A 26,194-nucleotide genomic window follows, 5' to 3' on the forward strand; every position below is an offset into this window, starting at 1 on the left:
CTCTGGAAAATGAAATGGGCATTTCGACACCGTTCAATTATTTAGAAAGAAAATATAAAAAATGTAAGCCTTAAAAAGTATTGCCCCAATAATGTTCCCGCAATACAGGGAATATTCTTCTCATTGATTTAAATCTTGATGATAGAGTATATCATCTTATACATTATTGATGTGGAAAGAAAATTATGTAAACAGTTGAAAATCTTTTTGGTAACTTAGGGGAGAATATAGATGAAACCCGTAAAGTGCTTCTCGGCAATATGGGAATATAAGCATTGCAAAAATATTGTATATGCTAGAGTGACTTATAAGAAACAGCCAAAAGCAGGTGAACAGGGCTTTATGTTGAGTTTTGCACCTGGATTTTCGGCACAAAGAATTTTATTGGAATGGTAACAGATTTTAAAGATCTTAATTATTGGGCTATTATTTTAGGAGGTAGTACTGGCCTTGGTTTTGCCACTGCCCGAAAATTAGCCCATCACGGGATGAATATTATCATTATTCATAGAGATAGGAGTGCTGATATTGTTGAAATTGAAGAAGCCTTTGAAGATATTAGAGAACAGGATGTAAAATTTGAAAGTTTTAATGTTGATGCTACTAATGCTGAAAAAAGAGGGAAGCTTATTAAAGAGATTTCCGAAATACTTGGTGAAGAAGGTAAAGTACGAACTTTAGTGCATAGTATTTCTAAGGGAAATCTTAAACCAATGACAGGTGAAGAGCCTACCCTTGGAAATATAGACTTCCAAATTACCATAGATGCAATGGCTATAAGCCTTTACGATTGGACTAAAGCTATTTTCAATTCAGGACTTTTTGCAAAAGATGCCAGGATTATTTCCTTTACCAGTGAGGGGAATAAAAAGGCCTGGGCTAATTATGCAGCTGTTTCAGCGGCTAAAGTTGCCCTGGAGGCCATCACCCGAAGCATTGCCCTGGAATTTGCGCCTCACGGGATTAAAGCAAATTGTATTCAGGCAGGCGTTACCGTTACACGATCTTTTCAAATGATTCCCGGTAACGAAACCTTGCGAGTTCACGCCTTAAAGCACAATCCCTTTAAAAGGCTTACAATCCCAAAAGATGTTGCTAACGTTGTTTATTTATTGAGTAAGGACGAAGCTAGTTGGATTACCGGAACTATTTTACCTGTAAATGGAGGGGAACATTTAAAATAAACTCCTGGGCGAATTATCACAACATGCTAAAAACGTTTTTGGCATCAATTAACATTTGTAAAAATGAAAAGAGAATCCCATTTGTAACTTATTTAGGTGAAAATCTGCCAATTCCATTTAACCTTTTTCATATTGGGAATTTTTCTGCTTTTGCCGTCTCGTTAAATATGTCCTAAAACCAGATTTCTTCATTGTAAAAGCCTTGCCTTATTTGTATCTTGAAGCAACTAATTTAAAACGATTTGATTATGAAGACTGTTGATAAGATGGAAGTGTTGCACAGCCAAAGCGCCGAATTTATTGAAAAAGGTGAAAAAGGTAAATTTTTAAAATTAATCCCCGATACTTTTATTATCAAGGGAGAGGAAAAAGATGGTGCTTTTAATCAGGGGTATGCTATTAGACATATTAATAGACAGGATATTTTGCTTATTGATGTGGTTGAAGAGTCTACGAAAGAAGCTGTAAAAAAACTGATAAACGATGGCTATAAAATAAAAGGAATCTTAATTACCTGCGATGCTATTTTAAAAGATGCATATGCAGACTTAAAAACGATTTCTGAAGATGCCGGTGGTGCCCCAATTTTTGCACATGCGCGTAACAACTTTAAGGACAGTTTCAAAACAAAAGACATCACTGAAAGAAAAGGAGTTCTAAAGGATTTTGGTTTAAAAGTATTTGATCTTCCCGGCAATGGAGGTGCATCTGTGGTTATTTATTCTGAAATTAACGACGGAATGTTATTTCCGGGGGAAGATGCTGAAGGCTCTCCTTATAATTCAGATTTAAATACTTTTAAAAGGCCAAAAATGGATAAATCCAACGACGATTTCGGCTTAGCTGGAAGCTGGAGTGCTTTTGATGAAGAGTTCGCTTACTTATTTCCAAGAAAAGGAAAGCCCGGGTTTAATATTGAAGAAGGTCAACAAACAGATATTTTAAATGCCTTAAGTAAAAATTAATAATAATGTCGTCTCAAAAATAATCCGTAAAATATTTCGCAACACGAGTTCAGAATATTTGAAAGCTTATTTTTCACACGACTTTTTTTGAAAACAGCCATAAATAGGGAAGGAGTGCCTTCTGTAGTTATGGCTGTTTTTATTTACTATTCATTTATAATTAAATAAGTTAGTTCGCACCTATTAAACTTTAGATTTAAGATATAAGATATTGTTAAACGGGCTAACTATTCCTTTAAAATGTAATATTTTAAAGCATAAAAATTAACCAACTATGTCTCAATTAAACGTAACACAAAAACTAATTAAGGAGCATTTACTGAAAGGTGAAATGACTCCCGGAAAGGAAATTGGAATAAAAATAGACCAGGCTTTACTGCAGGATGCAACCGGAACATTGGTACAATTAGAACTGGAAGCCATGGGATTGGATAAAGCACAAACAGAAGTTGCGGTGCAATATGTAGACCACAACCTACTGCAAACTGATTTTAAAAACGCCGATGACCACTTATTCCTGCTTTCAGCCGCGCAAAAATTCGGACTTTGGTATAGCAGACCGGGAAATGGAGTAAGCCACCCTGTACATATGGAACGCTTTGGGAAACCTGGAAAAACAATGGTAGGCTCAGATAGTCACACTCCCGCAGCAGGATCTTTAGGGATGCTGGCCATTGGTACCGGCGGACTGGATGTTGCGGCAGCCATTGCAGGGCAGCCTTATTTTGTGAAAATGCCCAAAGTTTGGGGAGTTAAACTTACCGGGAATTTACCAGATTGGGTGAGTGCAAAAGATGTGATTTTAGAAATGTTACGACGTCATGATGTAAAAGGCGGAGTAGGAAAAGTGATAGAATATTATGGAGATGGCCTTAAGAACTTAAGTGCAATGGATAGGCACGTAATCGCCAATATGGGCGCCGAACTGGGCGCTACTACTACAGTTTTTCCAAGCGATGAGGAAACGAAAAGGTTTCTGAAATCTCAAAAAAGAGAACACGATTGGAGAGAACTAATTGCCGATGAGGGCTGTGAATACGATTTACACGAAGAAATTATTTTAGATGAACTTGTACCATTAATAGCATTGCCTACAAGTCCGGGAAATGTAGTTCCTGTAAGTGAAGTGGCAGGAAAACCCATTAGCCAGGTTGTTATTGGTTCATCAGCCAATCCGGGATTACGCGATTTCTGGATTGCGGGAGCTATGGTAGAAGATAAAGCGGTGAGTAGCGATGTATCTTTTGATATTAATCCAACTTCCCGACAAATAATTCAGAATATGATAGAGAATAAGGCCTTTGCTAATTTGATTAAGGCCGGTGCCCGTTTTCACCAATCGGGTTGTATGGGTTGTATAGGAATGGGCCAGGCTCCTGCATCGGGTACCATTAGTTTACGTACCATGCCCAGAAATTTTCCTGATAGATCGGGAACTAAAGACGATCAGGTTCATTTGTGTAGTCCTGAAACAGCTGCAGCTTCAGCACTAACAGGAAAAATTACCGATCCCAGGGATATGGAAAAGCTTTACAATATGAAATACCCTAAATTTGAATATCCCGAATTTCATATTATTAAGGAAGATATGCTGGTCGCACCACCGGAAGATGGTTCTAAGGTAGAACTTCAAAAAGGACCAAATATTAAATCGCTACCATACATTGAACCAATGCAAGATCATTATAGTGTTCCTGTGATGCTTAAAATGGGTGATAATATTTCTACCGATGAAATTTTAAAAGCAGGGGCAGAGGTGCTGCCTTTTAGAAGTAATCTTCCTGAAATAAGCAAATTTTCGTATACAGTTATTGACGAAACTTTCTATGATCGTGCAATGAAAGCCAAAGGAGAACATGGTGGGCATATTGTAGTGGCAAAAGATAATTATGCACAAGGCTCCAGTAGAGAGCATGCGGCTATTGCCCCAAAATATTTAGGGCAAGTGGCAGTAATAGCTAATAGTTACGCCAGAATTGCCTGGCAGAACTTAGTAAACTTTGGAATTTTGCCTTTAGAGTTTATTGATATTTCAGATTATGAGAAAATTGAACAAGGCGATCAGGTAGTTTTTAAAAATCTTAGGGAAGACATTAAAAACCGAAATAATATTAAGGTGATTGTAAAAAAAGCCAATGGTGAGAAATTAAATTTTGAAACAAAGCATAGTATGAGCGATAGGCAAATTAAAGTACTATTAAAAGGCGGGATTATTAATGAATTTAAAGAACGTATTGAAGCCAACGAACTTGGTGAAGGGCAGGCCCTGGACGCAGAAGAGGCTGATACGAACAAATGAAGATTTCTATTTAACTATTGAAAAATCAGAGGGTAAAAAAAAGGCTATTTGAATAGTTTTCAAATAGCCTGTCCTACATTGAACTGCAAAACCTAATTAATTAGCGTGTGTTTTCATTTGGCTTTTTTTCTTGGCCAATTGCCTATCAAGGTCTCTTACTGTCTCAGCGGTAGCAGCTTCAAAAGAATTTTCGTTAGATTCTGCAAAAATTTGTGGGCCGGGCACACTTAATTTCACATTACATATATAGCCGTTAGGATCTTGACCTTCCTGCTTTTTGAAGTAAACCTCGGCTTTCACAATAAAATCGTATTTTACTTCTAGTTTATCTAATTTCTTTTGTGCGAATTCCTGTAAACTTTCACTTTTTTCTAGTTTTACAAACTGATATATTGCTTCCATAAATTATAATATTTTAGACTACCAAGAAACCCATTATCCATCGATTATACAAACAATTAAGTGATTCTTAGCAAAGCTTTAAGAATCCTTTTAAAACCAAATTATTTATACAATAACTCTAATTTTGCCAGCATTATTTATCATAGATTTAAACTTAAGTAATTGATAAATAGCTGCTCTATAGCATTCTGTAGTCTAATGAATAATTTAAAACTCTTTTAAGATAAAATTGAAGCAAAAGCTTGTAACTTAGGCTAACACATTGATATTAAACATAATGAAACGATATTCACATTATTTATTAATTATTTTACTGATATTTTTTGAAAGTTGCGGTACTAGTATAGATGCTACAAAAGTGGAAAAAACAAAGCAATTGGTAGAAAGTCGCGATTTTGAAATTGAACACGATTGGGTTAATCCTATGGGCGGAGGTAGAATTAACCTTATAGGAAATCCGAATTTTATAAGGTTTAAAAAAGATTCGGTAAACTTATTTCTACCGTTTTTTGGTGAACGTTTTGCCGGTGGCGGCTATAATGATGAAGGTGGAATAAAATATAATGGACCACTAAATGATTTAGAAATTAGAACAGATTCTAAGAATACACAAATCATTGAGTTTTCGGCCAGACAAAATACCGAGAACCTTAATTTTACAATCAATATTTATCCCGAAGGAAAAGTTGATACCAAAGTGAATAGTAGCTATCGATCTTTTATCTCATATCAGGGCGAAATAGGGGAACTTAAAGAGAAAGATAGAAAATGAAAAACATATAGATGCAATAAGTGCATTGAGTCCTGTTTAAAAACTCTATTTTACATAATATAAATTATAGTGCAAATATATATTTGTATTATGTAAATAAATAAAATTTGTTAGTGACATTTTAAAATTGAGATCTGGCTATTCTATTTTAAAATAGCACCAGCATCTTATACCCATTTGGCTTTACCAAAAACATTTTTTTATCTAATATTTAAGATAAAACTTTAGTTGTTTTTCGTAAATTATTGATTATGAGATTCAATGGTATCACATATTTAATTATCACCAGTATTTTATTAGTGGTTGTTACTGTATTGGTATATTTTAATATCGATTTTCCTTTAATTTTTTACTTGACTATTGCAGGTCAGGCATTATTAATTTTCACTGTTTATAAGGTGCTAACTGATAGTTTTAAAACTGATAAAACCTTTGAAGATTGTTACGAAGATTACACTCACAAAGAGGAATAATCTTTAAGGTAACTTTTATTCAGCTACTTTAAAAACTTTTTTTAATGATACGGGCTTACCTTTACCTGTAAATCCTTCTACAATAATTTCAAAATCTCCCATCATGTCTGAAGTATAGAAACTTACTTCTTTATCTTTTTTAGCCAAATTAAAGGATGGTTCCCACAATAATTGATATCTGTAATCCGGGATTCGAATTAAATCTTCATTACCATAATTCGGATTATAATACTTTTTAGTATTTTGAGCTGTAATAATATTTGTTGCTTCCATAAAATCTTCTTTAAACACTTGAGGGAAATCACCTTCTTTAGTTTCCACCACTACCACACCTTCATAGACCGCTGGACCAAAAAAATACTTACTCCTTAATAGTCCAATAGTTTTAATGCGTTCAGCTTCAAAAGAAATTAATTTATCATGATCCTGAACCACTACCCCATCAACAATCAATAAGGCAGGTAATGTAAATTCTCCATTGGCATTTTTATTTCTTACCATAATATTATACGAACCGTCGGCCTTTTTCTTAACCCTACCAAACTCTATAACTTCAACAAAAGTTTCAATAATACTTGAAAACCTTGTGTAATCATCTAAATTATACTTAAGCAGCTCCTGATTAAAAAAATAACCTTCAGGCTCAGGGAAAAACGTTCTATCTGATTTTATAGCGGCATAGGCATTTTCAATCTGATTATTTGTACTTTTTTCTATAATATAATCTTTGAGACCTGTTTGAATCACCGGTTTACTAAAATCTAAAAAAGAGAGATCTGGTTGAGGAGTCGGTAATAACTCTATTTTATAATCATTTTGAAAATAATCTTTTAATTGCAGCAATAACTCATTAGTTCTAAGATTGTTATTAATTATAAAACTAAACTCGTTCTTGCTGTCTATAGAAACGATATTTACCTGGCTTTCCTCCCCAGGAAAGGAAATTATTATTTCTTTAGATTTAAACTCTAAGTTATCCTGGCTACTAACCTTTCCTTTAATAAGTACTCCTCTTATTTCGGGAAAGATTAAATCTTTAGGTGTTTCCCATTTTATAGCTTTATACAAATTATTAAAATTTGTGCTGCCTAGTAACTTCGGTTTATTAAAACTATCTATTCTTCTTACCGAAACAGAAAGATTTGCAAATACATCTGTTTTATTTTCAAAGTTCAAAATAACTTTTTCCCGGGTGGAATATAAATTTTTATTCGAGTTCAGTCCCAAATCAGTAATTCCTTCTTTTTTAAGCTCTCCTGAACTAGAAACGGGAATATCTTTGACAATAATACCTTCATTATCCTTTTGGTAAGGGTTTAAAATATGAATGTCCTGCTGAAAGTAATTATTTTCAGCGTTTAGCATCCAGGATGTATAAGCCAGAATTTTATATCCTCCAGATTTCAAGTCAGAAGGAATGAAAAAATCTGAATAAGATTGACCTTGCTTCAAATTTAATTGATGCTTAAATACTACCTCTTTATCTGAATTTACTAATAATACCCATCCAACCTTACTTAGGCTACTAAGCATTTGGGTTTCTGCATTAACTGCATAAAACTTGTAAAGTAATTTTTCCCCACTAAATAATAAACTGCTATTAAGATGAAGGTAAACCTGTTCTGCAGGAATTTCTTTTTGAAAGAATTCTTCATTTAGGACGCTTTGCGCATAAGACGATTTAAGCCAAATGCAAGCTATAAATACTATAAAAATCTTTTTAAACATTCTTTTACTTTGTAATTAATCTTCCCAAAATTCTGGTTTCTTATTAGATCCAAAAACTGTACAGTCCACACATCGGGTTGGTACCACCATAAATGCTCCCGTTGGTGTTACTCCAGACCATCTTACAATACCTTGCTCTAATTGAGCTATTAAGGTTGAAGTGCTAGGAGTAGTGACTTCACACTGCGCAAACGATACAAACCTTGGCTTTATACTATTAGCATCATAAAAATCTTCGTAATTGAAGTAAACTCTTTTTGTGGATACCGATGAAATGTCAAAGTATCCAATTACTTTTTCTTCTGGTTTATTAATATTCGAAATATTCCCGGCAAAAAAACCAGGCTGACTTTGAGTAAAAACATTTTCTAAACCCGATAATTCCTCTAAAATCTCATAATAAGTATAAGCCTCTCTACTTATTACGTATTGTTTTACAAGAATACTGTACCTATTAGATAAGATTGGGCTATCTGAACTTATAAATTTTATAAGTAAATTATTTACAACGTCTTCTGAAAGAGAGTTGGTATTTGCAAGTATGATTTCCTGAGATTTATTTGTTTGATAGCAAGTATATTCTTCTTTTTGTTTAGGTACTTCTATGGGCTCCTCATTAACAATAATTAAATCTTTTACTTTCTTATAATTTGAATTGAATTTAAAAGTCTCTACATATTCATACCTGTAATAATTGGCAGTTTGGTCAATATTTTGGTTATTTAATGTGATTGCTACTCCATTTTCACCACCATAATCAATTCTATTGGCTTGTAATTTACCAATCTTACTATTTCCAGGAAGTTGCATAGATTGCGACTTATATTCTTTATTGTTTACAAGAATATTCAATTCGTACTCTATTGCCGGTTGCGCTGCAAAACTATCTAATGATATATATACTCCAGGTTCGGCTTCCTCAAAAACATATTCTTTATTACCGCTTAGGCTCACATTGGCACCCGTTAATGGTTTGGGACCTGTACTATCTATAGCAAATACCTTCGATAGCCTGATTTCATGGTGTTTAACCTCATTAGTTACAGTACCTTCTATTACTAGGGCCTCCTCAAAACCATCAGATTCTAGTGGAATTTCCTCAATACAGGATAATATTACCATTAAAGGGATAACAATAAAAAAACGCTTTTTATACTTTAGAATATATCTCATCAACTTCATTACTATTAAAATCTAAAATTATAGGTTATTGTAGGTATCGGAATAGAAAAAATTGAGCTTTGATAAGCTTTTACTTCACCATTGTCAGTGACAAAAAATACAGCATAAGGATTATTTCTTCCCAAAACATTATATACAGAAATATTCCAGAAGCTATGGGCAAACTTTTGAATCTTATGGTTTCCTTCTACATTAAAACTTAAATCTAACCTGTAATAATCCGGTATTCTAAATTGGTTTCTGTCACTATACAATACATACTCTGAATTATTAAAGTTATATTTTCCTATTGGATAAGTAACTGGCCTTCCCGTTTGGTAAATGAAATTGGCTGAAAAACTAAAGCGCTTTGTGAGTTTATAGTTCAATATTGCACTAAAATCGTGTGGCTTATCAAAATTACTAGGGAAAAAATTCCCGTTATTCACGGTTTCTTCCTGATAATTTCCTGCTAATTTTATGAAAGACCGGGAGTAGGTATACCCCAAGTGTCCATTTAATCTTCCTTTGTTTTTTCGAACTAAAAATTCTACTCCATAGGCTTCACCTTCACCTTGTAAAACTTCAGTTTCAATATTTTCATTTAAAAACAAGTTAGCACCAATTTTATAGTCTAAAATATTATCTGATTGTTTATAATAAGTTTCCAGGCTAAGTTCATAAGTATTATTCTCTAAATTTTTAAAAAAACCCAAACCAAATTGGTTGGCTTTTTGTGGTTTTATATATAAATCTGAAAGCTTGTAAGTATCTGTTGGAGCAGCTGTAGTATTGTTAGATAGGGTGTGAATATATTGATAGGTATTATTATAACTTAATTTTGTAGAAAATGTTGGGGTTATAAAATAACGGCCAGAGACTCTAAACTCGGGTCCATTGTAGGTTTCTATTATTTCTCCCTTATCATAATTTTCTACTCCGGTAGCAGTATTGCTATTTAAGGGTAAATTCTCTTCGTACATAGTAATTTGAGCTGGACCAAACACACTATAAAAGGAATATCTAAGGCCTGCATTTAACAAAAGTTTTTCAGTTACTTCAAAGCTATCTTCTATATAAATAGCAGCTTCTAAAGCTCTCTCGTCTGGAATACTAAGACTTTCTATTAAAGACTCTGTACTTGTAGCCTTAATTTCTCCAGGAGATACCTTATAATATTTCCCACTTATACCGTAATTTATGGTATGAGAATTATTATGAAAATATTTCATCTTCAATTTGACTTCAGACTCATTGATGCTGTAACCAGATTTAAAATCGTTGTTAAAATCACTTTCATAATCTAAATTAAAATCATAATTACTATTTGTTAGCACTATTTCTCCCTGATGCTTTTCATTAAAATATTTGCGATAGGAAAGGGTTAACATTTTATTTGTATAATTAAATAAGGAATCTGAAGTAATACTAAAAACATCGTTACTGTAGTACCCACTAATATTTAGCTCATCTGTATTACCAAATTTATGATTGTATTTGGCTACTACATCATAAAATGAAGCTTGACTATCTTTTAGGGACTCTTCTTCCAGTAGCTTTAAAATCCAATCTGAATAAGTGCCTCTTGCCCCTATTAGTAAACTGGATTTATCTTCAACGATGGGTATTTCCAGGCTTAAATTACCTGTTACCGGTCCTATAGACACCTCTCCGGCAAAATCCTTTTTATTTGCATCTTTAGTGTTTATATCAAAAACTGACGATAAGCGGCCTCCGTACTCTGCTGGGATACTTCCTTTGTAAATACTTACATCTCCTGTTGTAAAGGGATTTAATCCCGAAAATATCCCGAAGAAATGGGTTGGGTTGTATATTACTCCTTCATCTAATAGTATTAGATTCTGGTCTGTTTTGCCACCCCTTACATTATAGCCACTGGCTCCCTCTCCTGCTGTAGTAATACCTGGTAAGGTAGTAGCGACTTTTAAAATATCTCTTTCACCCAAAACCAGTGGAATATTCTTAATTTGCGCTACATCAATTTTTTCTACTCCGGTAAGTGCTGTTCTAATATTATCTCTCGCATTGGCTTCAACCAGCACCTCCCCGAGTTCCTCAAAACTTTCTTCCAGTTCTAGATTTAAAATTCCATCATTATAAACTACAAGACGCTTTTTTACTTTCTCTACTCCAAGAGCTTGTGTTTCAAAAATATTTATTCCCTTAGAAAGCCATATTTCGTAATTACCATCAAAATCTGTAATTGTTCCCTTGTTTTGGTTAGGTATCAAAATATTTAATCCAGAAATTGGTTCTCCTTTTTTTGAAATAATCCTGCCTTTTAGTTTGTAGGTGCTTTTATTAGATTGTCTATTTTCTTTTCCGATTAAAATAGTTTCAACCACATCAGTTTGCTCTTGATTTTGGCTATAAAATACAGGATCTACATTTTTATTTTCTACTCCATTATTGCCTTTCTTCGTTTTTATATTTAAAAAGCCCTGTGGTAATCTATCATAAATAATGCTACCTTGAGTTAAAATAATACGATCTCCTTTAATAAAGTAATTGATATTAGTAGTTTTAAATAAGTCTTCTAATATCTCCGTTAGTTTGGTGTTGGCATAGTCGCCAGAAAATTTAGACAATCCAAACCAATCTTCATCATAAAAGAATTGATAATTGGTTTTCTTCTCAATCTCGATTAAAATTTCGGGTATTTGCTTATTGTCAAAATTAAGTGATATTCCAGGATCTATTGTTTGTGCATTAGAAAGAAAGAAAGACATTAAAATAAAAAGGAGTAGATATTTTCTCATTCTTTAATTTGGTTTGTGGTAGAAGAAATAAGAGTGTTTATTTCGTTGGCCAGATTCTTCATAAAAACATCAGGAGAATTCCGCCTTTGCCTTCTGTATTTCCTGTAAAAAGATTTTATCTTATTTTTATGTAATTGGAGCTCAGTTAAAAGATCCTTACTATTATTCAACTCGAAGTATTTGTTTTTGAACTGAAAGATATAATTGGAGCCTACCGATTTAAATTCGCTATAGGCAATCTGCTTGTCTCTTTTTTCCATCCTGCTCTTGAGATGTTTTTTGAAGACTTTGAATGCTCCTTCTTCGTTTATAACTTCATAAAAACCTTCTATATCTGAATTTTCACTTGATTTTAAATATCGAAAACGGGTCTCATTGATCTTAAACTGTTCTACTTTATTATCAATAAGTTGAAAAATATAATTTTTTAAGTTCTGTTGGAGATTAACCAATAATACGTCGTTGTAGATATTATATTTTAAGGGAATGTCGTAATAGGTTTGACCGCCATAAGTAATGCTTCCCTTTTGAAACTCATTTGTTTCAAAAAACTTATGTAAATCATTAATTACCCTATCGGTTTCTACATACTCTATTCCCTGGAATAGCCTGGTATTCTGTACTTCCAAATTTTGATCATGCCAGGCATAAATTTTTTCTTTCGAATATGCTTGAGAAAAAGTAGAATAAAGGAAAACAAAATAGAAGAAGAAAAAAAGGTAATTTTTATGCATTATTAGAATTTATAAAAAAATATCTCATCCCGATACGCGAAATATTTAGATTATAGCTGAATTTAAATCAAGTTTAAAAATAATTTAGTTTCTAAAGATAAATAGATGTTTAATTTTTTTTGTAAAATACAATAATAAAACAAAAAAAGATGCAAAATGAAATTTTTATTATCAAAAAATAACAAAATTCATTAAATATACATACCCCAAAACCTGAGAACAATCATAAATTACATCTACCAGAAAGTTATAAATTTGTAAATCCTAAAATAGTATAATGCAACTAAATCAATATATAGATCATACCCTCTTAAAGCCTACAGCAAAGCCTGAAGATATTGAAAAGCTATGTATGGAGGCTGTGGCAAATCAATTTATCGCTATTTGTATTCCTCCCTCCTACCTAAAACTGGCTAAATCTATTTTGAAAACCTCTAATGTAAAGATAGCTACGGTAGTAGGTTTTCCACTAGGTGCTATGACTACAGATGCTAAAGTGTTTGAAGCCCAAGATGCGATTGCCAAAGGAGCCGATGAAATTGATATGGTGATTAATATTGGCATTTTAAAAACCGGAAATACGGAATATATTTGGAACGAAATTGCTGAAATTAAAAAAGCTATAGGTTCTAAAATTCTAAAAGTAATTATTGAAACTTGTTATTTAAACGATGCTGAAAAAAAAGCTGCCTGTTTAGCTGCTTTAAAAGGCAGGGCAGATTTTGTGAAGACTTCTACTGGTTTCGGTACCGCTGGGGCTACTTTTGAAGATGTACAGCTTATGAAGCAAATTGCAGGCGACAAAATGAAAGTAAAAGCCTCAGGTGGAATTAAAGATCGAGAAACTGCTATAAAATATATAGAATTAGGGGTGTCCAGGCTGGGAACATCTTCAGGTGTTAATTTAGTAATTTCAGAAAAAAACTAGAATGAGCGTACATATAGAGGCTAAAAAAGGTGAGATTTCAGAAAAAATATTACTTCCGGGAGATCCATTAAGAGCTAAATGGATTGCGGAAAATTTCCTTGAAAATGCTGTTTGTTACAATAAAGTTCGGGGTATGTTTGGATATACCGGCACCTTTAAAGGCGAAAGAATCTCTGTACAGGCAACGGGAATGGGTATTCCCTCTGCATTGATTTATGCAACAGAATTAATTACAGAATACGGAGCAAAAAAACTAATTCGGGTGGGTTCTGCCGGCTCCTACCAAAAAAATCTAAAAGTGAATGATGTTGTTCTGGTAATGTCTGCATCTTCTAATTCCAGCTTTAATAAAGCAAGATTTGAATACGCCGATTTCGCGCCTACGGCAGACGCTCAATTGTTTTTAAATGCAGTTAAATACGCTAAAGATAATAATATACCGGTTAGATCAGGTAATGTGTTGTCGTCTGATGTATTTTATGAAGAAAATAAGCTAACCTATAAAAAATGGGCAGATTATGGTGTTTTGTGTGTAGAAATGGAAAGCGCCGGACTTTACACTGTTGCGGCAAAACATAAGGTACAGGCACTTTCGGTGCTCACTATTTCTGATTCTTTGGTTACCGGAGAACATTTACCGGCAAAAGAAAGGGAACAAAGCTTTAGCAGAATGGTAGACATAGCCCTTGGTAGTTTTTAAGCTGGTTAAATTTTCAAGTAACTAAATCAACGGATTTTATAAAGCTTATCTTATAAATGGGGTTTTACTTTGCACAAACAACTTTTGTTCAAAATAAAGTTAAAAGTATATTTAAACTGAAAATTCTTAATTTTAATGTCATTTAAAAATAGGTTTGCAATTTTAGGTTGAGTTACCTACCTCGAGTGGCATATATAGATAAACAGCCAGAACTAAATTGCAAAGCCTTAAATCATTAATAATTAAAGCTTATGAATCAGTATAAAGCTGCTGAAGACCGTTATGAAAAAATGCAATACCGCCGTTGCGGAAAAAGCGGCATCAAACTTCCCCTACTCTCTTTGGGTTTATGGCATAATTTCGGAGATAAAGACAATTTTCAAAACTCCAGAAAGCTTTTAAGAACCGGTTTTGATAATGGAATTACACATTTTGATTTAGCTAATAATTATGGCCCACCCTACGGTTCTGCCGAAAAAAACTTCGGTAAAATATTCGCTGAAGATTTTAAACAATACCGCGATGAGTTAATTATTTCCACCAAAGCAGGTTGGGATATGTGGCCCGGGCCATATGGCGATTTTGGCTCCAGAAAATATCTTATTGCCAGCCTAGACCAATCGCTACAAAGAATGGGCTTAGACTATGTAGATATATTCTATCATCACCGCCCAGATCCCGATACACCTTTGGAAGAAACTATGGGGGCTTTAGATCAAATTGTAAGGCAGGGTAAGGCACTTTATGTAGGGATTTCTCAATATTCTGCAAAGGATACAGCCAGGGCTTCCAAAATTCTTAAAGATCAAGGAACGCCTTTTCTTATTCATCAACCAAGGTATAATATGATGGATCGTTGGGTAGAAGATGGATTATTAAATACACTACAACGGGAAGGAATTGGCAGTATAGTATTTTCTCCACTAGAACAAGGCATACTAACCAATAAATATTTAAATGGAATTCCAAAAGATAGCCGGGCAGCAACCCAGGGAAGTTATTTAGATGAATCGCATATCACTCCCGAAATAATAGATAAAGTACAAAAGTTGAACGAAGTAGCCCAAGCCAGAAAGCAAACTTTAGCGCAAATGGCGGTTGCCTGGTTACTAAAAGATAAAAGGGTAACTTCTGTATTGGTTGGAGCCAGTAAAGTTGAGCAGTTACAAGAGAATATTAATACTTTGGAAAATCTGGAATTCAATAAAAATGAATTGGATGAAATAGAAAAAATCCTGCAGAATTAACTAACAGGATTTTATTGATATCGCCAAAGGGTAAAACCCCGAGGTAGTTTCCTAGAGGCTTTCTGAGAAACTCTTAAATATTATGTATATATAAGAAACCTTACTCAGAGAGCCTTTTTTATTTAATATACACTTCTAAAAGTTCACAATTTTTAGCTGAAATTTCTACCTGTTTATTTTCGGCAGGAATAAGCATGGTTTCTCCCTGCTTAATATTTTCTGAATTACCGTTTACTGAAATTTCTCCACTCCCACCAACACACATATAAATAACAAAAGAATCCAGGTTACTGTAATCTTTCTGAATATTACCTTTTACAGGTAAATAATTAGTTGTAAAATATTTACAGCTCGCAACTTCAGAAGAAGTATTGGCAGCTCTTGTATAGTTAAGTTTAAAATCGTCTTTCTTTTCAAAATCTATAGCATCTATAGCTAATGCTGTATGGAGTTCTCTAGAATTACCCTCATCATCTGTACGATCCCAATCGTAAATTCTATAAGTTACATCAGAAGTTTGCTGGATTTCGGCCAAAAGCACCCCTGCTCCTATTGCGTGAACTTTACCCGTATTAATAAAGAAACTATCTCCTTTTTTTACTTCTTCAAAGTTTAGCAATTCTACGATCTTACCTTCTTCTAACCTGGAAATATAATCTTCTTTAGAAATGCTTTCCTTAAAGCCTACATTAATTTTTGCTCCCTTATCGGCCTGCATAATATACCACATTTCGGTTTTTCCAAAAGAATTATGGCGTTGTTGGGCAAGCTCATCATTAGGATGCAATTGTACTGAAAGCTCTGTTTTTGCATCTATAAACTTAATTAACAAAGGAAAATCGTTATCAAATTCTTTGTAAATTTTTTCACCTACAATTTTAGCTTTGTAATCATTTAAAAGGTCTTTTAAAGAAGAACCTTTAAGCTTTCCATTGGCTACTACAGATATATCTCCCGGTACGCCAGAAATTTCCCAACTTTCGCCCAGGTTGCTCTGTGTTGTTTCTTTATTAAGATTGTTTTTTAATTTGTTACCACCCCATATTTTTTCTTTTAGAATTGGGGTAAATTTAATTGGATAATCGAGCATTATTTGGTTAGTTTAAAATCGCCTCAATATACTGAAATATTGGCGTGTTAAAAAATATAGTGACTTCTTTAGATTAGTATAACCCAAAAATAATAGGCTTATTGTGAAGGTAGCAAATCTATATTTTGCTTTTCTATTAAATACAATTCGCGGTATAACCTTCGTTTATGTTTGGTGCCCACAGGGTTCATATCTACACTGTCTATTTTTGTAGTTTTATAAAGCTTAAAAACCTGCTGTAAACTATCACTTAAGCGAGCTTCGGTTAATACTAAAAATTTATTGCCTTCCGGAATCTTCACCTCCCCTTCCTGGGTTAACACGGTAATAGGTTTTCCATAGTCCCAGATTATTTCAGGAGCAAATGTATTGAATTCATATACTTTTGCATTATATTTTTTTAGATGACTATCTATAGTTGAGGCACTATTGTACGCCGGGTTTATATTTATCTTATCTGCCATTGGTAAACCAAACCACACAACGCTTATCAAGAAAAAAATGCTTAAGTAGAATACGGGTTTTATCTTTTTCAATAGTAAATATCTAAACATTAGAAACCCAATACTAAAAAGGAAAATTGAACTTAGTATGTACCAGTAAAGAATATTCTGCATAAAAGATTCGAAATAAAAATATGCGGCAATAGGAAAAATGCAACCTACCAAAGCAAAAATTCCAAAGTGAACATAGATTACAGTAGCTTCTTTATTTTTTATACTTCTCCAATTATAAAATAGATATTCTATATAAAAAGCGGTATTCATCGCCATTGGAATAAGTACAGGAAGAAGGTACCGGGATTTTTTTTCTGGAATTACAGACAGAAGAAAAACCGAAGCCAGCGTCCATAATAAAGTAAATTTATAAGCCTTCTTATTGCTAACTTTATCTTTTAAATAAGGATAAAGCAAGGCTACAAAAGCAGGAATAGTCCATAATCCGCTTTGTATAACAAAACTCCAATAATAATAAAATGGCCTAACGTTATAGTTTAGCCATCTTCCAGTTTCCTGGCTGGTAATTTCAGAAACTGCATGGGTATCAAACATATAAACATAAAGATTCCACCAACCACCAAATATTAAAGCGGTAGCGGTTAAAAGCACTAAAGCCTTCCAACGTTCTTTAGTTCCCTTAAATTTATAAATAACCCCATAAGCGATTAAAAAAGGAAGAAATAAGGCATAAATAGAAACCGGGCCCTTACTCAAAATAGAGCAAGCTATAAAAAGGCCGCTAATGGTGGCGAGGAGATACCAGTTTTTTGTAGTATTATATAATTTATACAGAAAGAATATAGCTAGCATCATAAAGCTATGCGTGTGAATATCCCATTGTCCATCCCTACTGGAATAGACAATATAAAATGAAGTAGCAGCAATTAATCCTGCCAAAAAGGATAATTGAATATTCTTAGAAATTTTTAATAGGAATTTGTAAATAAACACTACTAATACTAAACCCATAATGGCAGAAGGAAGCCTTAAACCAAAGAGCCCTTCCATTCCAAATATAGACATAGAAATAGCAGTAAGCCAGGTTGGCAACGGTGGTTTTTCATAACGTGGCTCGGCATTCATGGTGGTAAAGATCCAGTTATTATCCTGCAGCATTTCCCGGGCGGTTATAAAATTTCGCGCTTCCATTATATTGATATAGATCGCATCCAGGTTTACAAAAAATACGGCAATACAAACCAGAATTAGGAGCACTAGATACTTATTCTCTAACTTCATTATGATGAATTATAATATTTCTAATATACATTAAGATCCCAAATAGATGCCCAATAAGTAAAACAGGATCTTTTCTAAAAATCGCATAAATTAAAATTAAAGAAGAGCCTGCAAGGCTTAGCCACCAAAAACCCAGTGGCAAGGTAGATTTTTTTTGTTTTTCTGAATAAAACCATTGGTACAAAAATCGCAGGGTAAAAATTATTTGCGCGATAATACCTAGAATCAGCAACCACGGCGAAATAGCCTCATTTTGAAATAGTTTTTGAAGATCGTATTCATTATTAAAAAAACTATAAGCCACTAATATTATGGGGAAAGCAAAAATTAAAAACCTTATAAACCTGTGAAGTTTAACCCATTGCCCCTGAAACTGTAAGTTTCTAATATAAACGAAGTACGTAATACTTTGGCCAAGCATAATTGCAAAATCACTTCTGGCATATCCATAAACAAATAAAAGGAAGGCTCCTAATAGGCTTAATTCCCAAAAAAGAATTGGTGTAAGAACCTTTTTTTGTTTTTCAGAAAGTATCCATTGCATAATCATCCTTGAGGAAAACAGGAGCTGGGCAATAAATCCTATCACATAAACCGGTAGCGAACTATCCATGTTTCGCTTTTATACTATAGTCTATATAAGATTTTTTTATCCAAACATAGGCAAAGCAATCTATTAAAGGACCCAGGAACCTATTTTTAAAATTATATTTTGAATAGCCTTCCATCCTGGGATAGTGGTTTATTACCACTTCTTTAATTTCTTTTTGCTGTAACAATATCATGGCCGGTAAGAAGCGTTGTAAACCCCTAAACATAGGGATCTTTTTAGCGTAAGCTGTATGCATAATTTTTAATGGACAACCCGTGTCGTGAATATTGTCTTTAGTGAAAAATATTCTTACGGCATTACCGGTTTTAGAAGAAAAACGCTTTATTAAAGTATCCTTTCTGTTTTTTCGCCACCCGGTCACCAAACCATAATCCTCAATATAAGGCAAGAGCAATTCAAAATCTTCAGGATGGGTTTGTAAGTCAGCATCCAGGTATCCAAGTAAACGGGTTTTAGTGTTATCGAATGCGGCTTTTAAGGCAGCACCTTTTCCGTAATTTTTATCAAACAAAAGACAACTAAAATCTTTATTCTCCAGACAAAATTTTTCTATAAACGAAGCGCTACCGTCGCTAGAGCCATCGTCTACTAATAATACACATGACTTAAGGGAAGCAGATTTTAAATACTTTTTTAAATATTCAAAAAGCCTGGGTAGACTTTCTTTTTCATTGTAAACCGGGACAATAATCGTAAACTGAAACTCCATACACAATTAGAGACTGTAATTAAGGTTTGCTGATAAAAAGCGCAATTTTAAAACCCGATTTATTAATTCTGTATACTGAGGCATAAAGCAGGTTATAGTTTCTAGTTGGACTCTTTAAAATTTTATCGGAGCTAAATTAATGATATAATTTAGAAATACTTTCAAAATAGAAATTAAGTTAAAGAAAGATTAAAACCGACCTGAAAATAAGTTTCAAGAAAAAAAATAATTTTTAATTGAAATAAGCTTGTTTTATTTAAAAAGAGGCTTATCTTTGCAACCGCAAAAACGGTCGCGTAGCTCAGCTGGATAGAGCACCTGCCTTCTAAGCAGGCGGTCCCAGGTTCGAATCCTGGCGCGATCACAACAAAAAACCTCGCAAATTGCGGGGTTTTTTGTTTTAATAGTAAAAACCAGATTTTAAATTAATCTCAGTTTCTAAAACTATCTAAAATTGCAGCCAGCCTATAGAAAAATATAGCTTCTTGCCTAACCTACTATACTAAATTCTATTGGCTATTATTTTAGATTAAATTAGACTCCACAAAATTTATTTTTTTTAAAAATTCCCACCTATTTATTCTGAGCTAAATTTATTCTACGTGTGCTTAAGAATATATGCATGATAGTCAATAAATTAAATTTCTATTCAGAAAGGGAATTTTTAGAAATAAATCAATCTATGATTATGCTCATATATTAGGAATAAAAAGTTAAACACCTTTATGGGCTTAAAATTTAATTCTAATGCAGATATCATTACCACATAATTTTCACATTCCCGTTATGGGTTTGGCGTATTCCATAGATTCTCCAATTAAAGTAGCTTGCTACGGCATTAATTCGGCTATTTCTATAATTGAAGATAATTTATTGGAAACTATGCGAAAGCATTACTCGCAAAAATATGGTGAAAATTATACCCCAATTAGTACCAAAGAAACCGACTACCGTGTTAAACGTATCACCAATTATCTAAATTTGGTACAACGCACGGTAAATACAGAGTTTGAAAGGATAAAGAATTCAACTTTTGATTTTAGTTCAGACCTTACTAAATATTTTGAAATGCTTCCTGATACAGGTGAGTTAAAAAAAATGTTTCATAGGTTTTTACAAACAGAAAATCTTTCAGAAAGAGATAAATTAGAACAGCAGTTAAAAGAGAAAATGGTACCCGGCGCTGTAGAGGTTAATATAATGACCAAAGTAGATAAAGACAATCCGGGTAAAGACAAAGCCATAGCTCCAAACAGTTCTGATGCACTAACTGCTTTAAGAGCTTATGCGACTAGCGAATTAAAGAACTCTGCCATTATTTTTTCTGCAGGCTTAAACCCCAGGTTGTTTAGTTATATGGAAGAATTTAAAGAGTTTGATGCCACCGGCTGGGGTAAATTTGATAAAAAAGTTGTTATAAAAGTTAGTGATTATCGCTCGGCACTTATTCAGGGGAAATACTTAGCTAAAAAAGGAATTTGGGTAAGTGAATTCAGAATAGAGTCTGGTTTAAACTGTGGAGGTCATGTTTTTGCCACTCAGGGATTATTAATGGGGCCCATCTTGAATGAATTTAAAGAGAAAAAGGAGGAGTTAAAAGAAAGCCTCTTCAGTTTATATAACCCCGCAATTATAGCTAAAGGACAGGAAGGTTTTTCTGAACCGCACCCTATTAAGATTACGGTTCAGGGCGGAATTGGTACTTCAGAAGAGAACAATTTATTGTTTACGCATTACAAGGTAGACAGTACAGGCTGGGGAACGCCATTTTTACTTTGTCCTGAAGCCACAACAGTAGATGATGAAACCCTTAGCTTATTGCTTAATTCTAAAGAGAAAGATGTTATTAGAAGCCAATCTTCGCCATTAGGAGTAGGATTTAACTACCTAAAAGGAACCAGCGCAGAAACCGAAAGGTTAAATAGAATTCAAAAAGGTGCTCCGGGAAGCCCCTGTACCGAAAAGTTCCTGATTTCGAATACTGAATTCACAAAAGAACCTATTTGTACCGCTTCTAAAAAATATCAGAAACTAAAACTGAAACAATTAGAGGAAAGCAACCTGCCCGAGAACGAATATCAACAACAGCGTGAAGATGTACTTAGCAAAGAATGCCTTTGTGTTGGATTGAGTAATGCGGCTCCATTAAATTACAAAGTTCCATTCCTAAAAAAACAACAAGCAGTAACTATTTGCCCAAGCCCTAATATTGCCAATTTTTCTAAGCTTTCTACTTTAAAAGAAATGACCGATCATATTTATGGGCGTACCGGGCTTATTAAGAAAAGCAACAGACCTCATATGTTTGTGAAAGAATTAGATTTATACATAGATTATCTTGCAGAACAGGTTCAAAGAACCCCAAACCCAGATAAACGTACCCTAAAAAATTGGAAAGCATTTTGTAGCAATATTTTAGAAGGAATAGCTTATTACCGAAAGCTTTTAAAAAATAAAGTAGTGGAAAATACCCCCGAATTTAATAAGGCACTTGATAATGCTGAAAACACTATTTTAAAAACAAAGTCTTATTTATTTGAATAACTAAATAAAGAGATAAATATCAGTTATTTTTTAGAAAACCGGAATAAGATTTAAATGTTGATCGTGTAAAATTCCGAATAATATTAAAATCAGTAAGAATGAAAAAACTAATTCAAGATTCCCTGGATAAGGCAATTTCCTATGAAAAATATAATGAGCTTTTTGAAAGGCTAGTAAACCAGGGAAAAACGACCGGTGAAATTACACCAGATAAAATAAATTACACTAAACTTAATTATTCACGAAGTAAACGTCTTGATAAGACCATTAAGCTATCGGAAGAACAGATAGCATCTTTTAAAGATTTAAGCTCTAAACAAACCTGGTTGGTAATCACAGAACCCTGGTGTGGAGATGCGGCTCAAAGTTTGCCCTATTTTAATAAAATAGCAAGCATTTCAGATAACATTGATTTGAAAATTGTGTTACGTGATGAGCACTTAGAACTTATGGACTCTTTTTTAACCTATGGATCCCGCTCAATTCCAAAGTTGATTATTATAGATCAAAACTTGGAAGTAATTGCACATTGGGGGCCGCGTTCTAAAGCCGCTACAAAACTGGTAGATGATTATGTGCAAGAATATGATATAATTGACGATCAGCTTAAAACAAATCTTCAATTATGGTATAATAAGAATAAAGGAGAAGCTATAGTTTGTGAACTGCAGGAACTTATTTGCAGCCAAAAGCCTTCAGAAGTTTTTTAGAATAATTTCGCGCATAAGAACGAAAAGGCTGTCTAAGAAATTTAAAAGTATTAACTATAATAAATTAATATTCAGGTAAATAAATTTCTAGACAGCTTTTTTATTTGATATATCGTTATTAAATACTCTTGGGGCTATTCTGTGGTGTTTATTATTTAGCCTATTTCTTTTTAATGGGCACCATAAAAACAGGAACCTTGGTTTTTTCCAATACATTTGATGCTACGGTTCCCATTAAAAGTTTTTCAAAAACCGAATGACTATGAGTACCCATAACCAACAAATCGGCATTCCATGTTTTTGAATATTCTAAAATTGCAGTAGCGGCATCCCCTTCAGCCAAATGTGTTTCTACACTTTTATCTTCCAGGTGTTTTGCTGCGGTTTCTAAAAAATCTTCCACTACTCCACGCATTTCCTGAGCAATATCCATATTTACCGCCATTTCATCGTAACCGGAATAACCCATAAAAGTAGGATAATCTATTCCATAGTAACTTATATTTGCCATCACGTGTAGTAAACAAACTTTGGCATCTAGCTGCCTGGCGAGTTTATAGCCGGCTTCAGCAACTTTTTCAGAAACCGGATGGTAATCTATAGCAATTAATATACGCTTCATAAGATTCAATTTCTTATAAAGTTATTAAATGAATTCTAAAACCTAAAATTAATACTGAAAAAATCTAAGGGTCTTTTTTGTAAAGGCTTATTCTTTAACTACTATTAAACTAGCCTTTGCGCCGGATAAGAGGTTCCATTCTTTTGAAGCTACAAGATTACCATTTTCTTCCAAAACTTTTAACTGTGCAGTATTTGGCCCCGAAGATCCCTGGTTTATAGCTTCAAATTCTATATTATTAAATCCGCTTTCAAGGCTAACCAGGACAGGACGATAACCACCGCCTAGTACTACGCGCTCAATAAATTTTCCGTTTACATAAATATTTACCTGGTCTCCATCTACAAATTGATGGTCTCTACAATATAATTCTACGAACTTCCCGGTAGTTTTAAAATCTCCTAAGTATTGATCTTCTCTATATTTTTCAAGCGCCTCTTTATCCTTTGTCCATCTTTCTTTAACAGCATCTCCTGCTGTTTTTAAATTATTTGGTTTCTCCCTAAAATCTATTGCTTTTGGTTTCTCTCTAAGATATTTACTTTCTTTAGTAGGTTCTTCTGCCCTAAGAATAGGAAAACCAGAAGATGTTTTTTCTGGTTCGGCTTTTAATATACCTCCGGTATTATTAGTAGCCGGAAGGTCTATTTGTCCAAAACTTAGTGATGATACAAAAAGAAATAAAAAAGTATATATAAGCTTCATAGAATGAATTCTTTAAACTTTAATTATCAAAAATACAGCCAAATTAGATTAAAGAAAAATCTTTTCTCAATATTAAGAAAATGCAGCTATAACAGTTTATGCATTCGTTAAACATTTACTTACCTTTACTGGTTGTTGCAAGGTAAAAATCGGAATTATAAATTCAAATTGGCTTCCTTACACAAAGTGATTATTTTAGAAAAATAGATAAAAAATCTTTCGTGTACGCAATGAATCTCAATTATAGAGTAAAAACTAAAAAATATTATGCAGGTAAATCATCTTCTTGAAGAAAACTCAATAGCCGGTAAATTTGTAGCAGAGCTTAGAGATGTAAACGTTCAAAAAGACCGAATGCGGTTTCGTAGAAATATAGAGCGGTTGGGAGAAGTGCTGGGCTACGAACTAAGTAAGCAGCTTAGTTTTTCGGAAAAAAATATTACAACCCCATTAGGAAATTCAAAAATTCAATTACCGGAAAGCGATGTGGTGATTTGCTCTATTTTAAGGGCCGGTCTTCCTCTTCATAACGGATTATTAAATTATTTCGACGATGCTGAAAACTCTTTTATTTCTGCTTATCGGCATCACCCCAATAACGATGAGCATTTTGAAATTGTAGTAGAATACCTGGCCTCACCTTCTCTGGAGGGCAAAACCCTTATCCTTGCCGATCCTATGCTGGCCACAGGTAAATCTTTTGTGAATGTAATGAAAGCTTTAAAGCAAATGGGCACTCCAAAGGAAATTCATTTGGTAGCTGTTATTGGTGCTGAAGAAGGTATAGCTCTGTTAGAAAAAGAATTCCCAAAAGATTCAAGACTTTGGATAGCTACTATTGACAAAGAGCTTAATGATCACGGATATATTTTACCCGGTTTGGGCGATGCAGGAGACCTTTGTTATGGCGGAAAAATGCAACACTAATCTTTTGTAGTCTTCTTAAGTGGCAGATGCCCTTATGTTCACCTTGGAAATTAGATAGAAAATTTTAAAATAAAGTTTATGAAAGCCGTCGGTATAAAAAAATCATACCCAATAGACCATAAGAACAGTTTTATAGAATTTCAAACCGATGAACCGAAACCCGAAGATTTAGATCTTTTGGTAAGAATTAAATCAGTTTCCGTTAATCCGGTAGACTATAAAATTAGACAAAACGCTGCTATAGAAAAGGAATTGAATCAGCCAAAGATACTTGGCTGGGATGCTTCCGGGATTGTTGAACGAGTTGGAAATAAGGTTACAAAATTTCAACAGGGCGATGAAGTTTTTTATGCCGGTGAAATAGACCGGCCAGGTTGTAATGCAGAATTTCAGTTGGTAAATGAAAACATTACTGCGCATAAACCTAAGAATGTTTCTTTTGAAGAGGCTGCTGCCCTACCCCTAACTTCACTTACAGCCTGGGAATGTATTTTTGAACGTTTAAAAATTGAAGAAAACTCGGGAGAAAATCAGGATATTCTTATTATTGGCGGCGCCGGTGGCGTTGGTTCTATAACCATTCAACTTTTAAAAAAACTAACAAAATTTAATGTTATTGCCACTGCTTCCCGCAACGAAACCGCAAACTGGTGTAAAAACATGGGAGCTGATGTAATTGTAAACCATAAAAATTTGGTGGAACAAATGAAGGCTAAAGGGCATGAAGAGGTAGATTATATTCTAAACTTTGCCGATACCGATATGCATTGGAATGCAATGGCAGAACTTATAAAACCGCAAGGAAATATTTGTGCTATTGTGGAAACCAAAAATCCGGTAGACATAAACAAACTGAAAAATAAAAGCGCGGCTTTTCACTGGGAATTTATGTTTACCCGAACAAAGTTCAAAACATCAGATATGGCTCGTCAGCACCAAATTTTACAAAAGATTTCGAAGCTTTTGGAAGAAGGAACCATCACTACAACTCTTCATAAAACTTTTAGCAAGCTAAGCCCGGAAACATTTAAAGAAGTTCATAGCCTACAGGAGTCAGGGAAATCGATTGGTAAGAATGTAATTTCATTTTAAGAAGAAAACTTCAGGATTCAGGCTGCTTTGAACGCCAATACACTAGATCTAAAAACGAATTTAGAATGAT

Annotated in this window: 22 protein-coding genes, 1 tRNA gene and 1 pseudogene; 13 read left to right on the top strand and 11 right to left on the bottom strand. The window is 33.7% G+C overall.

The window, feature by feature from the left end; all coding sequences use genetic code 11:
• Positions 1-191 precede the first annotated feature (191 nt).
• The 4 genes and pseudogenes from GUB10_RS15920 to GUB10_RS00735 all read left to right on the top strand — a co-directional run.
• A pseudogene (locus GUB10_RS15920) lies at positions 192-396 on the top strand (3-oxoacyl-[acyl-carrier-protein] synthase III C-terminal domain-containing protein); the annotation flags it as partial.
• Positions 390-1,184 carry an SDR family oxidoreductase gene (locus tag GUB10_RS00725; RefSeq protein ID WP_193709529.1) on the top strand — a complete coding sequence of 265 codons (795 nt, stop codon included), beginning with the start codon at positions 390-392 and terminating at the stop codon, positions 1,182-1,184. The pseudogene GUB10_RS15920 and the gene GUB10_RS00725, both read left to right, overlap by 7 nt.
• A 248-nt stretch (positions 1,185-1,432) precedes the next feature.
• Positions 1,433-2,149, top strand: a complete 717-nt coding sequence (locus GUB10_RS00730; protein WP_193709530.1) for a hypothetical protein — start codon at positions 1,433-1,435, stop codon at positions 2,147-2,149.
• Between the two features lie 274 nt (positions 2,150-2,423).
• Entirely contained in the window at positions 2,424-4,448 is a 2,025-nt protein-coding gene (locus GUB10_RS00735) for an aconitate hydratase (RefSeq protein ID WP_193709531.1), read from the top strand.
• Between the two features lie 96 nt (positions 4,449-4,544).
• Here the strand turns inward: GUB10_RS00735 and GUB10_RS00740 are convergent, their stop codons facing one another.
• The gene (locus tag GUB10_RS00740) at positions 4,545-4,850 is read right to left on the bottom strand and encodes an HPF/RaiA family ribosome-associated protein (RefSeq protein WP_193709532.1); all 306 of its coding nucleotides are present in this window, start codon (positions 4,848-4,850) and stop codon (positions 4,545-4,547) included.
• Between the two features lie 277 nt (positions 4,851-5,127).
• On the opposite strand from GUB10_RS00740, the gene GUB10_RS00745 reads away from it, so the two are divergent.
• Positions 5,128-5,622, top strand: coding sequence for a DUF4251 domain-containing protein (locus GUB10_RS00745; protein WP_193709533.1), 495 nt, complete (start codon positions 5,128-5,130; stop codon positions 5,620-5,622).
• Between the two features lie 488 nt (positions 5,623-6,110).
• On the opposite strand, the gene GUB10_RS00750 is transcribed toward GUB10_RS00745, so the two are convergent.
• Genes GUB10_RS00750 through GUB10_RS00765 form a run of 4 tightly spaced genes read right to left on the bottom strand, consistent with a single transcriptional unit; the run spans position 6,111 to position 12,498 of the window.
• Positions 6,111-7,823, bottom strand: coding sequence for a hypothetical protein (locus tag GUB10_RS00750; protein ID WP_193709534.1), 1,713 nt, complete (start codon positions 7,821-7,823; stop codon positions 6,111-6,113).
• A gap of 15 nt (positions 7,824-7,838) precedes the next feature.
• Positions 7,839-8,996 carry a DUF4249 domain-containing protein gene (locus GUB10_RS00755; RefSeq protein ID WP_193709535.1) on the bottom strand — a complete coding sequence of 386 codons (1,158 nt, stop codon included), beginning with the start codon at positions 8,994-8,996 and terminating at the stop codon, positions 7,839-7,841.
• 14 nt (positions 8,997-9,010) lie between these two features.
• Positions 9,011-11,764 carry a TonB-dependent receptor domain-containing protein gene (locus GUB10_RS00760; protein WP_193709536.1) on the bottom strand — a complete coding sequence of 918 codons (2,754 nt, stop codon included), beginning with the start codon at positions 11,762-11,764 and terminating at the stop codon, positions 9,011-9,013.
• Positions 11,761-12,498 (bottom strand): hypothetical protein, encoded by a 738-nt coding sequence (locus GUB10_RS00765; protein ID WP_193709537.1) that lies wholly within the window; start codon positions 12,496-12,498, stop codon positions 11,761-11,763. Before GUB10_RS00765 ends, GUB10_RS00760 begins: the two co-directional genes overlap by 4 nt.
• Positions 12,499-12,775: 277 nt before the next feature.
• Here GUB10_RS00765 and deoC point away from each other — a divergent pair, with 277 nt between their 5' ends.
• From deoC to mgrA, 3 genes are all read left to right on the top strand, one after another.
• Positions 12,776-13,426 (top strand): deoxyribose-phosphate aldolase, encoded by a 651-nt coding sequence (gene deoC, locus GUB10_RS00770; protein ID WP_193709538.1) that lies wholly within the window; start codon positions 12,776-12,778, stop codon positions 13,424-13,426.
• 1 nt (position 13,427) lies between these two features.
• A complete protein-coding gene (deoD, locus tag GUB10_RS00775; RefSeq protein ID WP_193709539.1) occupies positions 13,428-14,126 on the top strand; it encodes a purine-nucleoside phosphorylase in 699 nt (232 codons plus the stop codon).
• Between the two features lie 251 nt (positions 14,127-14,377).
• A complete protein-coding gene (gene mgrA, locus GUB10_RS00780) occupies positions 14,378-15,373 on the top strand; it encodes an L-glyceraldehyde 3-phosphate reductase (protein ID WP_193709540.1) in 996 nt (331 codons plus the stop codon).
• 118 nt (positions 15,374-15,491) lie between these two features.
• Here the strand turns inward: mgrA and GUB10_RS00785 are convergent, their stop codons facing one another.
• The 4 genes from GUB10_RS00785 to GUB10_RS00800 form a co-directional block, all read right to left on the bottom strand.
• Entirely contained in the window at positions 15,492-16,463 is a 972-nt protein-coding gene (locus GUB10_RS00785) for a type I phosphomannose isomerase catalytic subunit (protein ID WP_193709541.1), read from the bottom strand.
• A gap of 98 nt (positions 16,464-16,561) precedes the next feature.
• A complete protein-coding gene (locus GUB10_RS00790) occupies positions 16,562-18,202 on the bottom strand; it encodes a glycosyltransferase family 39 protein (RefSeq protein WP_193709542.1) in 1,641 nt (546 codons plus the stop codon).
• On the bottom strand, positions 18,186-18,815 hold the full coding sequence (locus tag GUB10_RS00795; protein ID WP_193709543.1) for a lipid-A-disaccharide synthase N-terminal domain-containing protein: 630 nt from the start codon (positions 18,813-18,815) through the stop codon (positions 18,186-18,188). The genes GUB10_RS00790 and GUB10_RS00795 overlap by 17 nt, the downstream gene beginning before the upstream one ends.
• Positions 18,808-19,524 (bottom strand): glycosyltransferase, encoded by a 717-nt coding sequence (locus tag GUB10_RS00800; protein WP_193709544.1) that lies wholly within the window; start codon positions 19,522-19,524, stop codon positions 18,808-18,810. Before GUB10_RS00800 ends, GUB10_RS00795 begins: the two co-directional genes overlap by 8 nt.
• Positions 19,525-19,814: 290 nt before the next feature.
• Here GUB10_RS00800 and GUB10_RS00805 point away from each other — a divergent pair.
• The 3 genes from GUB10_RS00805 (at position 19,815) to GUB10_RS00815 (ending at position 22,778) form a co-directional block, all read left to right on the top strand.
• Positions 19,815-19,888, top strand: a tRNA-Arg gene (locus tag GUB10_RS00805).
• Between the two features lie 383 nt (positions 19,889-20,271).
• Entirely contained in the window at positions 20,272-22,068 is a 1,797-nt protein-coding gene (locus GUB10_RS00810) for a hypothetical protein (RefSeq protein ID WP_193709545.1), read from the top strand.
• 98 nt (positions 22,069-22,166) lie between these two features.
• On the top strand, positions 22,167-22,778 hold the full coding sequence (locus GUB10_RS00815; protein WP_193709546.1) for a thioredoxin family protein: 612 nt from the start codon (positions 22,167-22,169) through the stop codon (positions 22,776-22,778).
• A 160-nt stretch (positions 22,779-22,938) separates the two neighbouring features.
• Here the strand turns inward: GUB10_RS00815 and GUB10_RS00820 are convergent, their stop codons facing one another.
• On the bottom strand, positions 22,939-23,400 hold the full coding sequence (locus tag GUB10_RS00820) for a universal stress protein (RefSeq protein WP_193709547.1): 462 nt from the start codon (positions 23,398-23,400) through the stop codon (positions 22,939-22,941).
• A gap of 87 nt (positions 23,401-23,487) precedes the next feature.
• The gene (locus GUB10_RS00825; protein WP_193709548.1) at positions 23,488-24,105 is read right to left on the bottom strand and encodes a hypothetical protein; all 618 of its coding nucleotides are present in this window, start codon (positions 24,103-24,105) and stop codon (positions 23,488-23,490) included.
• 267 nt (positions 24,106-24,372) lie between these two features.
• Here GUB10_RS00825 and upp point away from each other — a divergent pair, with 267 nt between their 5' ends.
• Positions 24,373-25,032 (top strand): uracil phosphoribosyltransferase, encoded by a 660-nt coding sequence (gene upp, locus GUB10_RS00830; protein ID WP_193709549.1) that lies wholly within the window; start codon positions 24,373-24,375, stop codon positions 25,030-25,032.
• 78 nt (positions 25,033-25,110) lie between these two features.
• Positions 25,111-26,124, top strand: a complete 1,014-nt coding sequence (locus GUB10_RS00835) for a zinc-binding alcohol dehydrogenase family protein (protein ID WP_193709550.1) — start codon at positions 25,111-25,113, stop codon at positions 26,122-26,124.
• The last annotated feature ends 70 nt before the right edge of the window (positions 26,125-26,194 follow it).

The sequence above is a fragment of the Salegentibacter sp. BLCTC genome, assembly GCF_015143665.1.
Taxonomy (GTDB): domain Bacteria; phylum Bacteroidota; class Bacteroidia; order Flavobacteriales; family Flavobacteriaceae; genus Salegentibacter; species Salegentibacter maritimus.

Excerpts from the sequence above, each read along its gene's own strand:
- GUB10_RS00725 (WP_193709529.1), top strand. The coding sequence starts at position 390 with ATGGTAACAGATTTTAAAGATCTTAATTATTGGGCTATTATTTTAGGA.
- GUB10_RS00730 (WP_193709530.1), top strand. The coding sequence starts at position 1,433 with ATGAAGACTGTTGATAAGATGGAAGTGTTGCACAGCCAAAGCGCCGAA.
- GUB10_RS00735 (WP_193709531.1), top strand. The coding sequence starts at position 2,424 with ATGTCTCAATTAAACGTAACACAAAAACTAATTAAGGAGCATTTACTG.
- GUB10_RS00740 (WP_193709532.1), bottom strand. The coding sequence starts at position 4,850 with ATGGAAGCAATATATCAGTTTGTAAAACTAGAAAAAAGTGAAAGTTTA.
- GUB10_RS00745 (WP_193709533.1), top strand. The coding sequence starts at position 5,128 with ATGAAACGATATTCACATTATTTATTAATTATTTTACTGATATTTTTT.
- GUB10_RS00750 (WP_193709534.1), bottom strand. The coding sequence starts at position 7,823 with ATGTTTAAAAAGATTTTTATAGTATTTATAGCTTGCATTTGGCTTAAA.
- GUB10_RS00755 (WP_193709535.1), bottom strand. The coding sequence starts at position 8,996 with ATGAGATATATTCTAAAGTATAAAAAGCGTTTTTTTATTGTTATCCCT.
- GUB10_RS00760 (WP_193709536.1), bottom strand. The coding sequence starts at position 11,764 with ATGAGAAAATATCTACTCCTTTTTATTTTAATGTCTTTCTTTCTTTCT.
- GUB10_RS00765 (WP_193709537.1), bottom strand. The coding sequence starts at position 12,498 with ATGCATAAAAATTACCTTTTTTTCTTCTTCTATTTTGTTTTCCTTTAT.
- deoC (WP_193709538.1), top strand. The coding sequence starts at position 12,776 with ATGCAACTAAATCAATATATAGATCATACCCTCTTAAAGCCTACAGCA.
- deoD (WP_193709539.1), top strand. The coding sequence starts at position 13,428 with ATGAGCGTACATATAGAGGCTAAAAAAGGTGAGATTTCAGAAAAAATA.
- mgrA (WP_193709540.1), top strand. The coding sequence starts at position 14,378 with ATGAATCAGTATAAAGCTGCTGAAGACCGTTATGAAAAAATGCAATAC.
- GUB10_RS00785 (WP_193709541.1), bottom strand. The coding sequence starts at position 16,463 with ATGCTCGATTATCCAATTAAATTTACCCCAATTCTAAAAGAAAAAATA.
- GUB10_RS00790 (WP_193709542.1), bottom strand. The coding sequence starts at position 18,202 with ATGAAGTTAGAGAATAAGTATCTAGTGCTCCTAATTCTGGTTTGTATT.
- GUB10_RS00795 (WP_193709543.1), bottom strand. The coding sequence starts at position 18,815 with ATGGATAGTTCGCTACCGGTTTATGTGATAGGATTTATTGCCCAGCTC.
- GUB10_RS00800 (WP_193709544.1), bottom strand. The coding sequence starts at position 19,524 with ATGGAGTTTCAGTTTACGATTATTGTCCCGGTTTACAATGAAAAAGAA.
- GUB10_RS00810 (WP_193709545.1), top strand. The coding sequence starts at position 20,272 with ATGCAGATATCATTACCACATAATTTTCACATTCCCGTTATGGGTTTG.
- GUB10_RS00815 (WP_193709546.1), top strand. The coding sequence starts at position 22,167 with ATGAAAAAACTAATTCAAGATTCCCTGGATAAGGCAATTTCCTATGAA.
- GUB10_RS00820 (WP_193709547.1), bottom strand. The coding sequence starts at position 23,400 with ATGAAGCGTATATTAATTGCTATAGATTACCATCCGGTTTCTGAAAAA.
- GUB10_RS00825 (WP_193709548.1), bottom strand. The coding sequence starts at position 24,105 with ATGAAGCTTATATATACTTTTTTATTTCTTTTTGTATCATCACTAAGT.
- upp (WP_193709549.1), top strand. The coding sequence starts at position 24,373 with ATGCAGGTAAATCATCTTCTTGAAGAAAACTCAATAGCCGGTAAATTT.
- GUB10_RS00835 (WP_193709550.1), top strand. The coding sequence starts at position 25,111 with ATGAAAGCCGTCGGTATAAAAAAATCATACCCAATAGACCATAAGAAC.